The sequence below is a fragment of the Flavobacterium suaedae genome (assembly GCF_014642915.1).
Taxonomy (GTDB): Bacteria; Bacteroidota; Bacteroidia; order Flavobacteriales; family Flavobacteriaceae; genus Flavobacterium; species Flavobacterium suaedae.
Genome location: NZ_BMJE01000003.1, coordinates 187584 through 204010, shown reverse-complemented (window position 1 = coordinate 204010; position 16427 = coordinate 187584). Strand labels below are relative to the sequence as shown.

The 16427-nt window shown below is 33.5% G+C and carries 19 protein-coding genes and 1 tRNA gene; 8 read left to right on the top strand and 12 right to left on the bottom strand.

The features are described from left to right. Nucleotides 1-20: 20 nt before the first annotated feature. On the top strand, nucleotides 21-2501 hold the full coding sequence (locus tag IEW45_RS06770) for a DUF5686 and carboxypeptidase regulatory-like domain-containing protein (RefSeq protein ID WP_188620478.1): 2481 nt from the start codon (nucleotides 21-23) through the stop codon (nucleotides 2499-2501). Between the two features lie 89 nt (nucleotides 2502-2590). Here the strand turns inward: IEW45_RS06770 and IEW45_RS06765 are convergent, their stop codons facing one another. The 5 genes from IEW45_RS06765 to IEW45_RS06745 all read right to left on the bottom strand — a co-directional run bounded on the left by IEW45_RS06765 (nucleotide 2591) and on the right by IEW45_RS06745 (nucleotide 5778). Further along, nucleotides 2591-2998, bottom strand: coding sequence for a cytochrome c oxidase assembly factor Coa1 family protein (locus IEW45_RS06765; RefSeq protein ID WP_188620477.1), 408 nt, complete (start codon nucleotides 2996-2998; stop codon nucleotides 2591-2593). A 9-nt stretch (nucleotides 2999-3007) separates the two neighbouring features. Further along, complete coding sequence (gene murA / locus IEW45_RS06760) at nucleotides 3008-4318, bottom strand: UDP-N-acetylglucosamine 1-carboxyvinyltransferase (RefSeq protein WP_188620476.1); 1311 nt, start codon at nucleotides 4316-4318, stop codon at nucleotides 3008-3010. 20 nt (nucleotides 4319-4338) lie between these two features. Next, complete coding sequence (locus IEW45_RS06755) at nucleotides 4339-5040, bottom strand: DUF4290 domain-containing protein (RefSeq protein ID WP_188620475.1); 702 nt, start codon at nucleotides 5038-5040, stop codon at nucleotides 4339-4341. Between the two features lie 10 nt (nucleotides 5041-5050). Continuing rightward, complete coding sequence (locus IEW45_RS06750) at nucleotides 5051-5335, bottom strand: DUF493 family protein (protein ID WP_188620474.1); 285 nt, start codon at nucleotides 5333-5335, stop codon at nucleotides 5051-5053. Nucleotides 5336-5475: 140 nt separating this feature from the next. After that, nucleotides 5476-5778 (bottom strand): hypothetical protein, encoded by a 303-nt coding sequence (locus IEW45_RS06745; RefSeq protein ID WP_188620473.1) that lies wholly within the window; start codon nucleotides 5776-5778, stop codon nucleotides 5476-5478. Between the two features lie 221 nt (nucleotides 5779-5999). On the opposite strand from IEW45_RS06745, the gene IEW45_RS06740 reads away from it, so the two are divergent. Further along, the gene (locus IEW45_RS06740; protein ID WP_188620472.1) at nucleotides 6000-6299 is read left to right on the top strand and encodes a hypothetical protein; all 300 of its coding nucleotides are present in this window, start codon (nucleotides 6000-6002) and stop codon (nucleotides 6297-6299) included. Nucleotides 6300-6384: 85 nt separating this feature from the next. Here the strand turns inward: IEW45_RS06740 and IEW45_RS06735 are convergent, their stop codons facing one another. Next, nucleotides 6385-6609 carry an Fjoh_0651 family PID-CTERM protein gene (locus IEW45_RS06735; protein ID WP_188620471.1) on the bottom strand — a complete coding sequence of 75 codons (225 nt, stop codon included), beginning with the start codon at nucleotides 6607-6609 and terminating at the stop codon, nucleotides 6385-6387. A 514-nt stretch (nucleotides 6610-7123) separates the two neighbouring features. On the opposite strand from IEW45_RS06735, the gene IEW45_RS06730 reads away from it, so the two are divergent. The 5 genes from IEW45_RS06730 (at nucleotide 7124) to IEW45_RS06710 (ending at nucleotide 11658) form a co-directional block, all read left to right on the top strand. Further along, nucleotides 7124-7660 (top strand): AAA family ATPase, encoded by a 537-nt coding sequence (locus IEW45_RS06730; protein WP_188620470.1) that lies wholly within the window; start codon nucleotides 7124-7126, stop codon nucleotides 7658-7660. Nucleotides 7661-7667: 7 nt separating this feature from the next. Further along, complete coding sequence (locus IEW45_RS06725) at nucleotides 7668-9563, top strand: RecQ family ATP-dependent DNA helicase (protein ID WP_188620469.1); 1896 nt, start codon at nucleotides 7668-7670, stop codon at nucleotides 9561-9563. Continuing rightward, on the top strand, nucleotides 9563-10510 hold the full coding sequence (gene fmt, locus IEW45_RS06720; protein ID WP_188620468.1) for a methionyl-tRNA formyltransferase: 948 nt from the start codon (nucleotides 9563-9565) through the stop codon (nucleotides 10508-10510). Before IEW45_RS06725 ends, fmt begins: the two co-directional genes overlap by 1 nt. Before the next feature lie 186 nt (nucleotides 10511-10696). Further along, entirely contained in the window at nucleotides 10697-10972 is a 276-nt protein-coding gene (locus IEW45_RS06715) for an HU family DNA-binding protein (protein ID WP_188620467.1), read from the top strand. Nucleotides 10973-11094: 122 nt separating this feature from the next. Beyond that, the gene (locus IEW45_RS06710) at nucleotides 11095-11658 is read left to right on the top strand and encodes a YqgE/AlgH family protein (protein WP_188620466.1); all 564 of its coding nucleotides are present in this window, start codon (nucleotides 11095-11097) and stop codon (nucleotides 11656-11658) included. Here IEW45_RS06710 and IEW45_RS06705 read toward each other — a convergent pair. Continuing rightward, nucleotides 11650-12495 (bottom strand): aminotransferase class IV, encoded by an 846-nt coding sequence (locus tag IEW45_RS06705; RefSeq protein ID WP_188620465.1) that lies wholly within the window; start codon nucleotides 12493-12495, stop codon nucleotides 11650-11652. The two genes, IEW45_RS06710 and IEW45_RS06705, sit on opposite strands and share 9 nt — an antisense overlap. A 54-nt stretch (nucleotides 12496-12549) precedes the next feature. Continuing rightward, nucleotides 12550-12942, bottom strand: a complete 393-nt coding sequence (locus tag IEW45_RS06700) for an START-like domain-containing protein (RefSeq protein WP_188620464.1) — start codon at nucleotides 12940-12942, stop codon at nucleotides 12550-12552. A gap of 154 nt (nucleotides 12943-13096) precedes the next feature. On the opposite strand from IEW45_RS06700, the gene IEW45_RS06695 reads away from it, so the two are divergent. Next, nucleotides 13097-13170, top strand: a tRNA-Met gene (locus IEW45_RS06695). Between the two features lie 87 nt (nucleotides 13171-13257). Here the strand turns inward: IEW45_RS06695 and IEW45_RS06690 are convergent. The 4 genes from IEW45_RS06690 to IEW45_RS06675 all read right to left on the bottom strand — a co-directional run bounded on the left by IEW45_RS06690 (nucleotide 13258) and on the right by IEW45_RS06675 (nucleotide 16298). Next, nucleotides 13258-13458: a hypothetical protein gene (locus IEW45_RS06690; RefSeq protein WP_188620463.1), complete on the bottom strand. Its 201-nt coding sequence runs from the start codon at nucleotides 13456-13458 to the stop codon at nucleotides 13258-13260. A gap of 113 nt (nucleotides 13459-13571) precedes the next feature. Continuing rightward, nucleotides 13572-14609, bottom strand: coding sequence for a patatin-like phospholipase family protein (locus IEW45_RS06685; protein ID WP_188620462.1), 1038 nt, complete (start codon nucleotides 14607-14609; stop codon nucleotides 13572-13574). 396 nt (nucleotides 14610-15005) lie between these two features. Next, nucleotides 15006-15230, bottom strand: a complete 225-nt coding sequence (locus tag IEW45_RS06680; protein WP_188620461.1) for a hypothetical protein — start codon at nucleotides 15228-15230, stop codon at nucleotides 15006-15008. Nucleotides 15231-15356: 126 nt separating this feature from the next. Further along, nucleotides 15357-16298 carry a 1-phosphofructokinase family hexose kinase gene (locus tag IEW45_RS06675; protein ID WP_188620460.1) on the bottom strand — a complete coding sequence of 314 codons (942 nt, stop codon included), beginning with the start codon at nucleotides 16296-16298 and terminating at the stop codon, nucleotides 15357-15359. Nucleotides 16299-16427: the final 129 nt, after the last annotated feature.

Below are 16427 nucleotides of genomic sequence, written 5' to 3'. Positions count from 1 at the left end.
AAACCTATACCCAACTATTTATGCTCAGAATATTTACAGCACTGTTCTTTTTATATTGTATTTCGGCATTTTCTCAAATAAAAGGAAAAATTACATCAACCGATGGAGAACCTATACCATTTGTTAGTATTACGGTAGAAAACACATACCAAGGTACTACTGCAAATGAAAATGGAGAATACCAACTTGATGTTAAATCCGAAAATAATTATGCACTATTATTTCAATCAATAGGGTTTAAAACTAAGCGTGTTCCGGTATCACTTACTAACACTGAAAAAACAATAAACATTACACTGGAAGAAGAACATTACCAGCTTAATGAAGTTGTTATTTCAAGCGATGAAAACCCCGCCAATGCTATAATGCGCAGTGCAATAGCCAATAAAAAGAAAAATTCTGCTAAAACAGGTCGTTTTGAAGCTGATTTTTACTCTAAGGGACTTTTTAGGGTGGCAGATATGCCGGATAAAATACTGGGAATATCTCTGGAAGAAGAAAAAAAAGCTTTAGACAGTACAGGCAGCGGAATAATTTACCTGTCGGAAACAGTTTCAAAAATTAAGTTTGAGCAGCCGGATAATTTGAAGGAGCATATAATAGCCTCCAAAATTAGTGGTGATGATAACGGATTTAGTTATAACACTGCTATGGGTACATTTTATAATTTTTACGATAATTATATAGAATTTGGTATTAACATGGTTTCTCCGTTGGCAGATAATGCCTTTAATTACTATAGGTTTTCATTTGAAGGAAGTTTTTTTGATGAAAATGAAACTATGATAAACAAAATAAAGGTAATACCACGCAGGGATAAAGAACCTGTTTTTGAAGGGTATATTTATATAGTAGAAAAAAGCTGGGCTATTTCGGCGGTAGATTTGGATATTAAGGGCTACAGAATGCAACAGCCCATAATTGAAACGATGAATTTAAAACAAAATTTCAGTTTTAATGAGCATAACAGGGTTTGGGCAAAAAATTCTCAGTTTTTTGATTTTAAAGCGGGAGCATTCGGTATAAAGTTTAATGGTAAATTTTCCCACATATATACCAATTATGTTTTTAAAGACCAATTTGAAAAAGATACATTCGGTAAAGAGATAGTGTACTTTGAGAGAGATTCAAATAAAAAGGACTCTCTTTACTGGAAAGAAGTAAGACCAATCCCGTTAACCGAAGAAGAGGTTACAGATTATATAGAAAAAGACAGTATACAAACCTTACATAGCTCTAAAGCTTATTTAGATTCTATAGATAAGAAAAACAATAAGTTTAGAGTGTTTGATGTACTTAAAGGCTATACGTACAGAAACTCTTATAAAAATACACGCTATACTTATGATGGGCTTATAAGTTTGAGCGGTATAAGTTTTAATACTGTACAGGGGTGGAACTTTAAGACAGGACTCTCATTTAATAAGTATAATGAAGAAACCGGTAAGTATACCAGTATACGAACTGATTTTAATTATGGTATAGCCGAAGACAGGCTTAGGGTTACCGGTAGTTTTATACACAGGTTTAACCGTGAAAATAATGCATTGCTATATTTAACAGGAGGTAGCAAAGCGGAGCAGTATAACGAAGCAGAACCTATTACACGTTGGCTGAATATGTTTAGGTCATTAGTATATGAAAATAACTATATGAAGCTGTACGGCAATACCTTTGCTAAGGCACAATACCAGCAAAACATATTTACAGGTTTGTTTATGGCGGGTAATATAGAATATACCCGAAGAAAAGCATTAACAAATAATACAGATTATGTTTTATTTAAGGGAAAAGATGATTATACATCGAACAACCCATTAGACCCCGAATCTGATGCTCCTGCTTTTGAAACACATAACTTAATGAAGGCAAGAGCCTATGCTACTATTAGGTTTGGAGAAAAATATATAAACAGACCGGATGGTAAAATACCTATTCGTAGTGAAGACTATCCTTCTTTTAAATTTATGTACGAGAAAGGCTTTGCAGGTAGTGAGCATAGGTATAATTACGATTTCCTGGCAGGAAGTATGACCTATAAAACCGATTTAGGTAATAAGGGGAATTTTGGGTTTAAACTTTCGGGAGGTAAGTTTTTTAATGCAGAGGATATATCATTTGTAGATTATAAACATTTTAATGGTAACCAAACCAATATAATAGCAGGACAAAACCGATTAAACTCATTTAATATTCTGCCTTATTATACCCATAGTACTAATGATAAGTATATGGAAATACATGCCGACCATGACTTTAAAGGCTATATAATGAATAAAATACCATTACTTAATTTATTACAGTTCAATCTTACTTTAGGGTACCATCAGGCAGCGACACCGCAATTTAAACCCTATCAGGAATTTTCTGTAGGATTTAGTAATGTTGGTATTGGTAAGTTCAGGCTACTTCGTATAGATTATGTACGTTCCTATCAGGGGAGTGCTTTTGCAGGTGATGGTATAATGGTAGGGCTTGAGTTTTTGAATTTAATAGACTAAAGCAGGATTAAATTTATCATTTGTTTACATAAAAAAGGCTGCCATTTATCAGGGCAGCCTTTTTTATTTTCTGTGTTATATATAAAATCTTATTCTTCTATTTCAATATCATGGGTTACCCATTCACCATTTTCTTTGCTGAGGTATAGGTATACAGTTACATCTTTTTTTTCACCCTCTACATCAAGATATAAAGAAGCTTCACCATCTCCGTTACTGGTGTGAATACTTCCACTGGAAAAATCAATATCTTCAATGTCACCCGTTATTTCTTTTATCTCTTTATTTTTCTGAATTACTTCTTCAGCAATATGATAAGCATCAGATTTTTTTATTAGATACTTACCTCCAATAAATGAAGCTATAAAAAGACCTATTGTACCTATTATAAAAATACTTACTACCAGTAGTATTGTTCGCTTCTTCTTTTTCTGTTTTAACTGGTATTCGTCGTAAACTTCTTTACTTACCGGTATGCCTTTTATATAATGTTGCATAAAAAATAATTAAGCAATTCGTTCAATTTTAGCACCAAGAGCTTTTAGTCTTTCATCTATTCTTTCATAGCCACGGTCTATCTGCTCACTATTCTGAATGATACTTGTACCTTTCGCAGAAAGTGCAGCTATAAGTAATGAAACCCCGGCACGAATATCAGGAGAAGACATTTGTATACCTTTCAACTGCGATTGGAAATCGTGCCCTATTACAGTAGCCCTGTGCGGGTCGCAAAGAATAATTTTTGCTCCCATATCAATTAGCCTGTCAGTGAAAAATAAGCGGCTTTCAAACATTTTTTGGTGGATAAGTACACTGCCTCTTGCTTGCGTAGCCACTACCAATACAATACTTAAAAGGTCAGGAGTAAAGCCCGGCCAAGGTGCATCGGCTATAGTTAATATAGAACCATCTATATAGTTTTGAATTTCATACCCGTCAGTATGTGCGGGTATATGTATATCATCGCCCTTACGCTCTATAGTAATACCCAGTTTTCTGAATGTATTGGGTATAAGACCAAGGTTGTCCCAACTTACATTTTTAATAGTAATTTCACTTTGGGTCATTGCAGCAAGACCTATCCAACTACCTATTTCTATCATATCAGGTAAAATACGGTGCTCGCAACCACCTAATTTCTCTACACCTTCAATTTCAAGAAGGTTAGAACCAACTCCTGTTATTTTAGCTCCCATGCTGTTAAGCATGTTACACAATTGTTGTAAATAAGGTTCGCAGGCAGCGTTATATATTGTGGTTTTACCTTTAGCCAGTACAGCAGCCATTACAATATTGGCAGTACCGGTAACTGATGCTTCATCAAGTAACATATACGCTCCATGAAGTTCATCAGCCTCAACACCATAAAAATATTCTTCTCTGTTGTAGCGGAATTTTGCTCCCAGTTTTATAAAACCTTCAAAGTGAGTATCTAATCTTCTACGCCCTATTTTGTCACCTCCCGGTTTAGGAATGTACCCTTTACCAAAACGTGCCAATAACGGACCTACTAGCATTATAGAGCCGCGAAGCCCTTTACCTTCTTCTTTAAAAGCAGCAGATTCCAAATAAGGAAGGTTTATTTCATCTGCCTGAAAAGAATAAGAGCCATGGCTTAACTTTTCTACTTTTACACCTAAATTTTTCAGCAAGGTTATAAGTTTATTTACATCTATTATATCAGGTATATTGTGTATGGTTACTTTTTCGGGGGTTAACAATACAGTACACAGTACTTGTAATGCTTCGTTTTTTGCTCCCTGTGGAGTAATTTCTCCCTGTAATTTAGTTCCTCCTTCTATTTTAAATGTTCCCATGCTGCCTTATTATGTATTTTTTAGGATTTACGGTTTTTATTGTTTTGGTTGTTCTTGTGGTTAGAACGATGTGATTTTTGCTTGCTGTTATGGTTGTGGTTACTATGTACCTTGTTACTACTTTTCTTATTAACCTTCATTAAGTTTGATGAAGCAGAAAGTTCTTCATCTGTTTTAAGCAGGTTTATTTTTCCGTTAGACAGTTCCAGTAAATGTTCAAAAATTACCTCGTCCGTAACATTTTCCTTATTCCAGCTTAAGTATGATTTTTTCATATGGTTAGCTATAACCATAATAAGTGCACTCTTTAATTCACTGTCCTCCCATTTACTGGCAACATCAATCATGTACTTTATGTTGTTACCGTAAAAACGATATTTAGGAAAGTTTTGCGGGTACGAAAGGCGGTCTGGCTTTTGCTGAAGCATTTCACGAGACGGAATAGGGTAGGGAGAGTCTACATCTAACTTAAAGTCAGACATTATAAACAGTTGATCCCAAAGTTTATGCTGAAAATCAGGTACATCACGCAGGTGAGGGTTTAAATTCCCCATTATAGAAATAATGTAATTTGCAGCTTTATTGCGTTCCTCTCTATCTTCTATTGCTGTTGCCTGCTCTATTAGCTTTTGCAAATGTCTTCCGTATTCCGGAATTATAAGGTGCTCTCTTTCAGAATTATATTCTAAGTACTGTATTGCTTCGTCGGGTTTGTATTTCATAACTAAATTTTTATAGTGAAATAATTCCTTCTACCTGAGATAGCTCAATATACTTGTCTACTACTGCCTGAGGATTTTTCATTTTCACATTAATTGAAACACTGGTATAGTTTCCGTTTTTAGACTTTTTGGTTTCTATTACGGCTCCCATATTGTTAAAAGCATCTTCTACTTGCTTTATTTTTTCATCGCTTGTAGGAACTATAAACTTATAAAGGTATTCCGACGGCCATATTGCCGTGTCAGTTAGTTCTTCTTTTAGTCTTTTATAAAACTCTTCGCTTTTTTTATCCATTAGTTATATTAAAATATGGGCAAATATACGTTATAGTATCGGGAAATTCCCTTAAGTAAACTTCTTAACAAAATTTTTGCCTTGTTTATGGTAATTACTCATTTAATGAGTTTTGATTTTAAAAATTATTGTACAGCAATTTACAATATTTTCGTAATTAGTATACCCAAAACAGAAGCTAGTACTACAAATAAGTAGCTGTACTTAATAGTTTTGGTTAAACGTGTATGTTTCCTAAACATACTAATAACAATATACAGTGCTGTACCCATTATAAGGTTTAAAGTAATTAAGTTAAACATGGCGTTGTTTAAATCAATACTTATATTTTTATAGCTGCCAATAAGTGTAATAATATTAAGTATTATAAATACTATAAACCAAATAAAATATAATGCTACTAAAACATGAAATGCAATGTGCTTAAGGTCTATTTTACTCATAGCGTGCAGGTGTGCTTACTTATTGAAAAACTTTGGCTATAAATATAACGATTGTAAAGTAGGTTTATGATATCTTTATTAAGGTTTTAAATTATGGTATTATTCTGATAAATTTATTACTCACATTATATTAATTTGTAAGCAAATATTGTATATATTTGCGTCCCCTATTAAATAAAAATGAGCCCCCGCTCACTGTAAAAACTAAAATACTAGTACTGATGAAGTTAAAAGACTTGAAGAAGTGGGTAAACCAATTACCTGAAGCTGAACTTGAAAAAGAACTTATGTATAATTCCATGGATTATGGAATTTCAGGAAGTGTATCAGAAATTACAAAATCTGATGAAAATTTATACTACATAGGTGATCAACCTGTAGTTTTACACACACAAAAAGAATTAACGCAATTAGGATACTCAGAAGGAGATATATCAGGAATGGATGTTGAAGTTCCTAAAAATTGCTATTATATTGAGCTGAGTAGTGAATACAGCATACTGGAAAAGTTTAGTTTGTAAACTAAACTTTTTCTTTTTTTATACAAAACCAAAATAAAGGGCATTTAATTAAATGCCCTTTATTTTTATATTTAAAAAGCAGAAATTAGTTCTTTACTGCTTTTTGTTGCTTCTTATTTGAATAATAATAGAAAGCAAATAATATACCTACTATTGCTAATATTAATAATGTTTTAGAGATAGATGCTGGTGGGTCTACACACTCCAAGCAATCACCATCACCTTCATCATTTGGACCTTGAGCAAATAGCGAGTAATTACTTACCAATAGGAAAATAAAAACGTAAAACTTTGATAGTAAATTCTTCATTATAATTTGGGGATTAAATTTCGGTTCAAAAATATAAGTTTTAAACAGTTAAAAAAAATGCATAACAAAAAATTAAGGATTTCTTAATTATTGAAGTTTATCCTCTTTTTTTTGATGTTAAAAGTCTGTTTATTAATGTGATATATTTGTTTTTAAGCTAAAGTACTATACAAACCGTATGCAACTATTAGTATTACAACACAAATAATTGCTATTTCTAACTGTTTAATAATAGTATCTTTCCTTGTAAAAGAAAGAAGTAAGCGTTTTCTTCCTCGTTTAGTTCGTAGACTTAAAGTTTCTTGAATAGGATTTTTACTCATAGCAATAGAGTTTTATAGCCCTAAATTAACAATAACATGGTTTTATTCAAAAAATTTAACATTTTATCCGTTTATATCATTTCTGTTTGATTGGTTATATAGGGTATATACGTAGTTTTTTAATACTGGTTTTATATATTTTTGATATACTGAATGTTTCTGTAAATTTGCCACTTATCCAAAAATAAGGCGTGGCTAAAGAAATAGTAGTAATAATAGGAGGTCCCGGTTCGGGTAAAACAACACTTTTAGAAGGTTTGGCTAATGAGGGGTATACTTGTTACCCTGAAATTTCGCGTGAAGTAACTCTGGAAGCCCGAAAAAAAGGAATAGAACAATTATTCTTGGAAAATCCTTTACTTTTTAGTGAGTTATTACTGGAGGGAAGAGTAAAACAATATAATGATGCAGTAACAGAGGATAAAGATATTGTTTTTATAGACAGGGGTTTGCCGGATGTACTTGCCTATATGCATTATATAGGAGATGCTTATCCGTCATCATTTGATGAAGCATGTAAAAAATATAAGTACACAAAAATTTATTTCTTGCCGCCGTGGGAAGAAATTTATACAGCAGATGATGCCCGCTATGAAACCTATGAGCAAGCCGTGCTTATAGCTGACCATTTGCAGGAAACCTATAGAAACTACGGTTATGAAATAATCGAAGTTCCTAAAGATACTGTTGATAATAGAATTCTTTTTATATTAGGGCAACTTTCTTAATTACCCTATGCAGCAGCAACCGCTAGACGTTTTAAAAAAATATTGGAAACACGAAAGTTTCCGTACACCACAGCAAGAAATAATACAATCAGTATTACAGGGTAAAGACACTTTTGCACTAATGCCTACAGGCGGAGGTAAATCAGTATGCTTTCAGGTTCCGGGTATGGTTAAGGAAGGTATTTGTTTAGTAATATCGCCCTTAATAGCCTTAATGAAAGACCAGGTTACCAACCTTGCTAAAAAAGATATAAAAGCAATATCATTAACAGGTGCTCTTTCTACAGATGAAATTAGTGATAAGTTGGATAATTGTAAGTATGGCAACTATAAGTTCCTTTATTTATCCCCTGAAAGGTTACAAGCAGAATGGATAGTAGAGCGGCTGAAAGATTTACCAATTAACTTAGTTGCTATTGATGAAGCACATTGTGTATCCCAGTGGGGGCATGATTTTAGACCTGCATATCTTAAAATAGCACATTTAAAAGAGTATTTGCCTGATGTTCCTTTTTTGGCATTAACGGCATCAGCCACCCAAAGAGTACAAAGTGATATAACATCGAACCTAGGGTTGAAAGATGTAACCGTATTTAAAAAGTCATTTTTAAGAGAGAATTTGGCATATATGGTTTTTGAAGCTGAAGATAAGCTGTATCGTATACAACAAATACTAGATAAAAATAAAGCTCCTTCTATTATATATGTGCGTAACCGCAAAGCCTGCCACGATGTATCCCATCAATTACAGTCATTAGGTTATAGCGCTACCTATTATCATGGTGGTTTAAAAGAAAAAGAGAAGGAAGCTAACATGAACCTTTGGCTACAGGAAAAAGCACAGGTTATGGTAGCTACCAATGCCTTTGGTATGGGTATAGATAAGCCTAATGTGAAAACGGTTATACATATACAACTACCCGAAAATATTGAAAGTTATTATCAGGAAGCCGGTAGGGCAGGACGTAACGGAGAAAAATCGTATGCTGTTTTATTATTAGGACCGTCAGATATTGCCACTACAAGAAATCAGTTTATAGCTGTCCTCCCTGATAAAAAAGATTTAAAGCAGGTATACGCCAAGCTAAATAGCTTTTTACAAATAGCCTATGGCGAGGGTATAGGGCAATCGTACTCTTTTAATTTAAATGAGTTCTGTAGTCAGTACAGCTTTAATATTGTAAAAACATATAATGTATTACAGTTTTTGGACAGGCAAGGAATAGTAACACTCTCAAAAGAATTTTCTGAGAGTATAAAATTACAGTTTCTGGAATCAAGCAAAGAAGTATTACGATATATAAGCCTTAACCCACATGATGAGGAAATGCTTTTAGCTATATTAAGAAATTACGCAGGTGCTTTTGATATGGAAGTGGCTGTTGACGTTAGTTATATAGCACGCAAAGCAAAAAAAGCGGAAAAAGAAGTTTTTGCCATGCTGCAAAAACTGGCTGATAAACAAATAATATCATACACAAGTAAAGGTAACGACAGTACACTTACGTTTAATGAGATAAGAGAAGACGACCTCACTATAAACCGTATAGCAAAGTTTCTTGAAAAGCGTAATAAAATAAAAGTAGAGCAGTTTCAGGAGGTAATAAATTATGCTACTGACAATAATAAATGTAAAAGCCGTATTATTCTTGAATATTTTGATGAGGAAGTAAATACCGATTGTGGAGTATGTTCTTACTGCATAAATAAAAAGAGGGAAAAACAATCTCCTCTAGTAATAGCAAAAGAAATACTTACATTGTTAGAGTACTCTGCTTATACTTCCAGAGAAATAGAAGAAAAACTTAACCTAACTTCTGCAGAAACAATTGAAGTTTTACAACTACTTTTGGATAACGAAAAAATTAAAATAAATACCTATAATCAATATACAATAGTATAATGGAGAAATTAAGAATTGTATTTATGGGAACGCCCGACTTTGCAGTGGGTATTCTCGATGCTATATATCAAAATAATTATGACATTGCAGCAGTAATTACTGCTCCGGACAGACCTGCGGGCAGAGGGCAAAAGGTAAAATATTCTGCTGTAAAAGAATATGCACTGGAAAAAGACCTTAAAATACTCCAGCCAACAAACCTTAAAGATGAGACTTTCCTGCAGGAACTGGAGTCTTTAAATGCAAATTTACAAGTAGTAGTTGCCTTTAGAATGTTGCCCGAAGCAGTATGGAAAATGCCTAAACTGGGTACTTTTAACCTGCATGCATCTTTATTACCACAGTATAGGGGAGCAGCACCTATTAACTGGGCTGTAATTAACGGAGAGACTGTAACAGGTGTAACCACGTTTTTTATAGATGAAAAAATTGATACCGGCGAAATAATACTTAAAGAACAAGTTGAAATTACACCTACAGAAACAGCAGGAGAGTTGCACGATAAATTAATGAATTTAGGAGTTAGTACAGTTTTAAAAACACTAACACTTATTGCTACAGGTAATGCAAAGCCCGAAGTACAATCTGAGGAAGGAGAAATAAAAACAGCTTATAAATTAAATAAAGATAATTGTAAAATTGACTGGACTAAATCGGGTGCAGAAATATACAACCATATAAGGGGGCTAAGCCCATATCCTGCTGCATGGACTTTTATAGTGGATGAGGAGCAGGAGTGGAATGTAAAAGTATATACTGCTTCTTTTGATGAAGAGGCACATGGTTTGGAAGTCGGGAGTATAGTATCGGATAAAAAAGAAATTAAAGTAGCCGTACAAGATGGCTTTATTACTCTGGATACATTACAATTTCCGGGGAAGAAAAAAATGAAGGCACAGGAACTTTTAAATGGACTGAAACTATCCGCTAATGCCCGTGTTAAGTAGCGTATACATAATATTTTTAACAAAAAATTATAAATTGTATATTCAGTTATTAACACAACAGTCAAATTTGTCAACATTTATACTGAAAAGTGCCTAAAATACTTGCGTAATAGTGAATTACTACTATATTTGTATAGTAGGATATATAAACAATTAATTTAAACCAACAATTAATAGCAAATTATTATGAACAAATCAGAGTTAATCGACGCAATGGCTGCAGATGCAGGGATATCAAAAGGTGCAGCAAAAAAAGCATTAGAGTCTTTCATTGGTAATGTAGGCGATGCGTTAGGCAAGGGTAACAGAGTATCTCTTGTAGGTTTTGGTTCTTGGTCTGTATCTGAAAGAGCAGCAAGAGAAGGAAGAAACCCACAGACAGGAGCTACTATTAAAATTGCTGCTAAAAATGTAGTGAAATTTAAGCCGGGAGCTGAACTTGATGCTTCGGTTAATAAGTAAGAAATTTATAATCAGCCAAAATAAAAAGCCTCTCAGTTTTGAGAGGCTTTTTTTAACACTTTTTGTTATTTTTTTGTGATTGTACGTTTTTTTTAATTAAATTTAAATAAAATTACTATGCTATGATTTTACTAAAACCTAAAAAAGGACACCTGCTTATAGCTGAACCTTCTACAATAGGAGACATGTCTTTTAATAGATCGGTGGTGCTGTTAGCAGATCATAGTACAGAAGGGTCTGTAGGGTTTATTTTAAATAAACCTTTAGGCTTCACTATTAATGATCTTATTCCCGAAATTAAAAGCGACTTTAAGGTATATAATGGCGGACCTGTAGAGCAGGATAATTTATACTTTATACATAATGTACCTGAGCTAATACCTGGAAGTATTGAAATATCCAGCGGGATATACTGGGGTGGTGATTTTGAATCAACTAAAGAGCTGATAACTAAAGGACTGATAAAAAAGAACGATATACGTTTCTTTTTAGGTTATACGGGTTGGGCAGCACATCAACTGGAAGAAGAGTTAGAAGATAATTCTTGGATAGTATCGGAAAACCGATATGAAAATAAAATTTTAGGGAAATCAACCGCTACTTCTTTCTGGAAAGAAAAAATTTTAGAACTGGGAGGTGATTACATTATATGGTCTAACGCTCCCGAAAACCCTACATTAAACTAACCCAAGCCTTATTTGGGTATTTATTTTTTGCAGTAGCTTAGCTGCTGTTTCATTTCCGTACTCTTTTTTACGATACTTTGTAACAGGCTGTATACCTTTTATAACATTGGTAATAAACAGCTCATCTGCTTTTTGCAGTTCAAAAGGAGAAACAGAACGCTCTACTACGGTTATATCATCCATTTTTTCAGCAATAGCTATTATTTGCTTTCGCATTATACCATTTAAGCAACCATCACTTACTGGCGGAGTCACCAAAGTACCTTTCGTTACTATAAATAAGTTACCTTGTAATGCTTCTATTACATTCTTTTCGTTATTCACTATAAAGCAATTTTGCAAACCATTTTCTTTAGCATATATACTTCCGGTAATGTGTATAGCTTTGTTTGTGGTTTTAAGGGTAGAAAGAAGCTGTTTGGTAACATAAAAGTCTTTGTAAAGGTCTACTTCATACGGTTCTTCATTAAGCTCGTATACGGCACTATTTAAAGCTTCTGCTGTAATAATAAAGGCAACATTATTATCAGTAGGTAAATAAAAACCTCCTTGCTTTCTGTAAAAAGTAAGTCGGGCTCTTGCTGATGAAGCTATTGAAAGTTCATTTACAAGCTTTATTACTTCTTCCTGCATGTACTCCATGGTAAATTCCATAGGTATCTCCATTCTCAGTATGCGCATAGATGCCATTAACCTGAAGTAATGGTCTTCAAGAAAAAGTATTTTACCATCTACAATTTTAAGGGTTTCAAAAACGGCATCGCCATATAAAAAACCTCTGTTGTTATGTAGTGGAGTAGTTGCTTCAGTTGTAAGAGTACCGTTATAATTAATCATAAAAAAAGCCCTGATAAATTTCAGGGCAAATATAGTTGTAATAGTACTTATATCCTAAACTGAACCTAATACATGCTTAAGATCAGAAATTTGATTTTCCCATAGTTGTTTTGCTTCTTCAACATCATCTTCTTCGGCGAAATCAGTAACTAAAAGCGAAACATCTTTTGTGATATCATCAACAGCAATTTTTAATTCAAAGTAGTAGGTGCTGTCATTACCCTCATCATCCATCCAGCGGAATTTTATTCGCTCTCCACTTTTCTTAGAAGCCAGTTTTGCTTTCTCTTCTGAGTCATCCCAAATGAAAGTAAAAAATTCACCTCTTGAATTTACGTTATCAGCAAACCATTCTGATAATCCTGAAGGTGTAGAAATATATTGATATAGAAGTTGAGGTGAAGATGTTATAGGAAATTCAAGCTCATATTTTATTTTTTCGTCCATATAGTCTATATAAAAATTTACGAAATATATAATATTTAACATTTATAAAAAAACATTTCGGGAAAATAATTTTTTTGATGAAAATTTATTGCACGAATTAAATAAAGTTTTATATTTGCACCCGCATTAAACAACCAATAATGCTGAACAAAATGGCGAGGTAGCTCAGTTGGTTAGAGCGCAGGATTCATAACCCTGAGGTCACGGGTTCAAATCCCGTCTTCGCTACGAAATTAGGAAAAAAGCCCTTACGTATTGTAAGGGCTTTTTTATTTCTATTTTGAAGATTTTTTTATGTATTGATAAGTAATTATCTTAATCCATGCCTAAAGCAAACCCAATTAATGTGATTGCAACGCTTATGCATAAAAGAAAAAAGCAGAAGTTAACTATTCCGCTTATTGATTTAGCGTGGTCAGAAGTTTTACGAGCATAATAGGTCTGTAATTCCAGTAGTTCTCGGTCACTAAAGTTTTTAAGGCTTTCCATATAACCTTCTTTTTCTTTACTTTTCATTTTTGGTTAGGTTTATTAATAATTTGTAAGATATAAAAAAGATAATTAAATAACATAAGGCTTTTGGTTAACCAAAAGCCTTATGTTATTTATATAGTTACTATTATAATAGCTTAGTGATTTTTTAAAAGCTTTTCTACAATAATATCCAGTGTTTCTTTATACTCGGCAACAGCGGTTAAGCCATCTTCATATAGTGCCTGCAGGTTTTCCAGTTTAGCATTATCCATAGCGCTGTCCGCCTGAATTAACTTAGGTTGTATTCTGTGATAATCTTCGCAGTCTTTAACTTCAAGCGTTTCATAAATCTGCTTTAATTGATAATCTACCGTTTCAGAGTTTCCACTCATCATAATATCAATAAGCGGATTAATCCATTTAACTATACTGGCATCTTTATACTCTTTATGCGCATAAGGTTTTTTCACTGTTCCTGTACCTATTGAAACGATAAGCATATCTTTAGCACCGGGCTTATTAGGCTTTTCGTTATTATTTAAAGCTTTAGCAAAATTTAATGTCCTTGCTTCGGCATAGGCGCATAGAGTAGGGTTATTAGCAAAAACACCTCCGTCTATCAAAGAGTGTGGTGTACCGTATAACGATTTTATGCGTACAGGTTCAAAATAGGTTGGCGCAGCCGATGTTGCTCTTGCTACATCTTTAAGGTAATAGTTATGAATGTCAGTTGTAGCATCGGCACTGGTAAAAAAGTGCGCTTTACGGTTTCGTATATCATAACTGGTAACCAAACACGGGCGTAAAGCCTGTTTTAGTGTTGTGTTACCAAAGTAATCATCTAAAGCCTCCTCTAGTTCTGTCGCTTCATACTTTTCATCTCTAAACCCGCCTAAGCTGCTTATTTTTTTCCATAAGGTAACATCAAATATTTCATCCCCCCTTTCCAAATATATATCTACCGCTTCTTTGGCACTAAACTTAAATTTTCCGTTTTTATCAGGACACAAGTATACTAACGATAGTATGCCCCCTGTGCTTGTACCTGCAATGAAATCGAAAAACTCGCCGATATTAACATCGGGTCTTCCACTTTTAATGCGAAGTTGTTCTTCCAGATATGTAATTATGGTTCCGGGTAATATACCTCTTATTCCTCCACCGTCAATAGACAGAATACGTACTTTTTTCATAGTTGGCTGGTTTTAAAATAGCTGAATGTTTACTAGTAAAATTTATAGATAGGTAAAACTAGAAAAAAACCGAAATTATACACTACCTATTAATAGGGATTTTTTAAAAGTCAGTCATTCTGTTCGTCTATATTAAAACGTTTATTATCTACACTTTGTTTCTTTTCTTCGATTATTTTTATAAATGCAACTGTTTGTATATTAATTTAGTACCAGGAATAGCAGCTATGTTATTCTAGTAATTTTTTTAGTTGGATGGAGGAAAGCCTGCCCTGTAAAGGGGGCGGGCTTTCTATTTTTAGGTTTAGTTGAAAGAATTAAATAAAAAAAAGGAGTCTGTTTTTACAGACTCCTTACTTAAAACTATAAATCAATAATATTACTCTTCGTGAAAACTTAGTTGAATTTTACTTCCAGTACATCTATTTCATTTTCATTAATTTCATTATTGTCATCTGCAATTATATTAATACCGGATATACGCAGTAGTTTAGATTTATTTTTTTTGCTGTTTGCTAACTTATTATAATTAGATGGGTGAAGCATTAACATTACATTATCGTGTAACGAGTTTGTAAGTATAAATTCTTTAATGGTAGATAGGTTTATGGTGTTTTTCATGGCTGTGTTTTATTAAAAGGTTTATATTGCAAAGATGACGCTTATACCTTTAAAATTTTTGTAACGGAATGCCAATAAAAAACTAAAATTTCTTAAGAAAATACTTAAACTATAACCTTATATTAACTATATAGGGCATTTTGTTAGCCAATTATAAAGTTTATCAGAATCTTCCGGTTTAAATAAACCTGTCCCCGGATTCATAGTTGCTGCTGAGCCACAGGCTACACCCATTCTTGCCATTTCGAGTGGTGTACCGCCCTTTGCCATTACCGATACCATGCCTGCAACCATACTGTCGCCTGCCCCTACAGTACTTAGTTTTTTTACAGAAGGAGCGGGGAGGTGTATACTTTTTTCTTTTGTTATTAAATAAGCACCCTGTGGTCCCATTGATACTACTATAATTTCTGCCTTTCCTTTATTAATTAAAGTTTTGGCTGCTTCCTCTACATCGTTATTATCAAGATGCGGAATATTCGTCATACGGCTCAGTTCACCAATATTTGGTTTTACTAAATATACACCTTCATCTAGTGCTGCTGATAATGCTTCTCCTGAAGTATCAACAACTACTTTACTATTATTATTTTTAATTATTTGTATAAGTTCTTTTAAAAAATCAGGAGTTATGCCAGGTGGCAGGCTACCACTAATTACTACAATATCAGGAAAAGGGGAGAGATTTTTTATTTTCTCAATAATTTTATTTTTGTCATCATCAGTTATTGCCTGTCCAGGCATGCCAAAGCGGTACTGTTCATTACTGGCGGTATCTACAACTATAAAATTTTCGCGCGTTTCGCCTAACACTGTTATAGGTAAAGTATTTACTTTCTCTTCTTCTAAAAGTTCTTCTAATAATTTACCTGTTCTGCCTCCCGAAGTAAATAAAGCACTATTAGGAATGCCCAGTCTCACCAGCCCGCGAGATACGTTTATACCGCCACCGCCAGGTTCATAATTAGGGGCTTCGCAACGTAATTTTTTTTCAGGTTTTATATTGGCCACGCTACTGCTTTTATCAACAGTAGGATTTAGGGTTATAGTAAGTACAGTATTAGTCATAAATAAAGTATTTGTTTAGTGCTAATGTACTATAATTAAAAAGTACTATTGTTTAAAATTATTGTAATAATTAAGCTAATTTATAAGTATTTGTGCGGTTAATGTATTGTTAAGTGTTAAGCGTTTTGA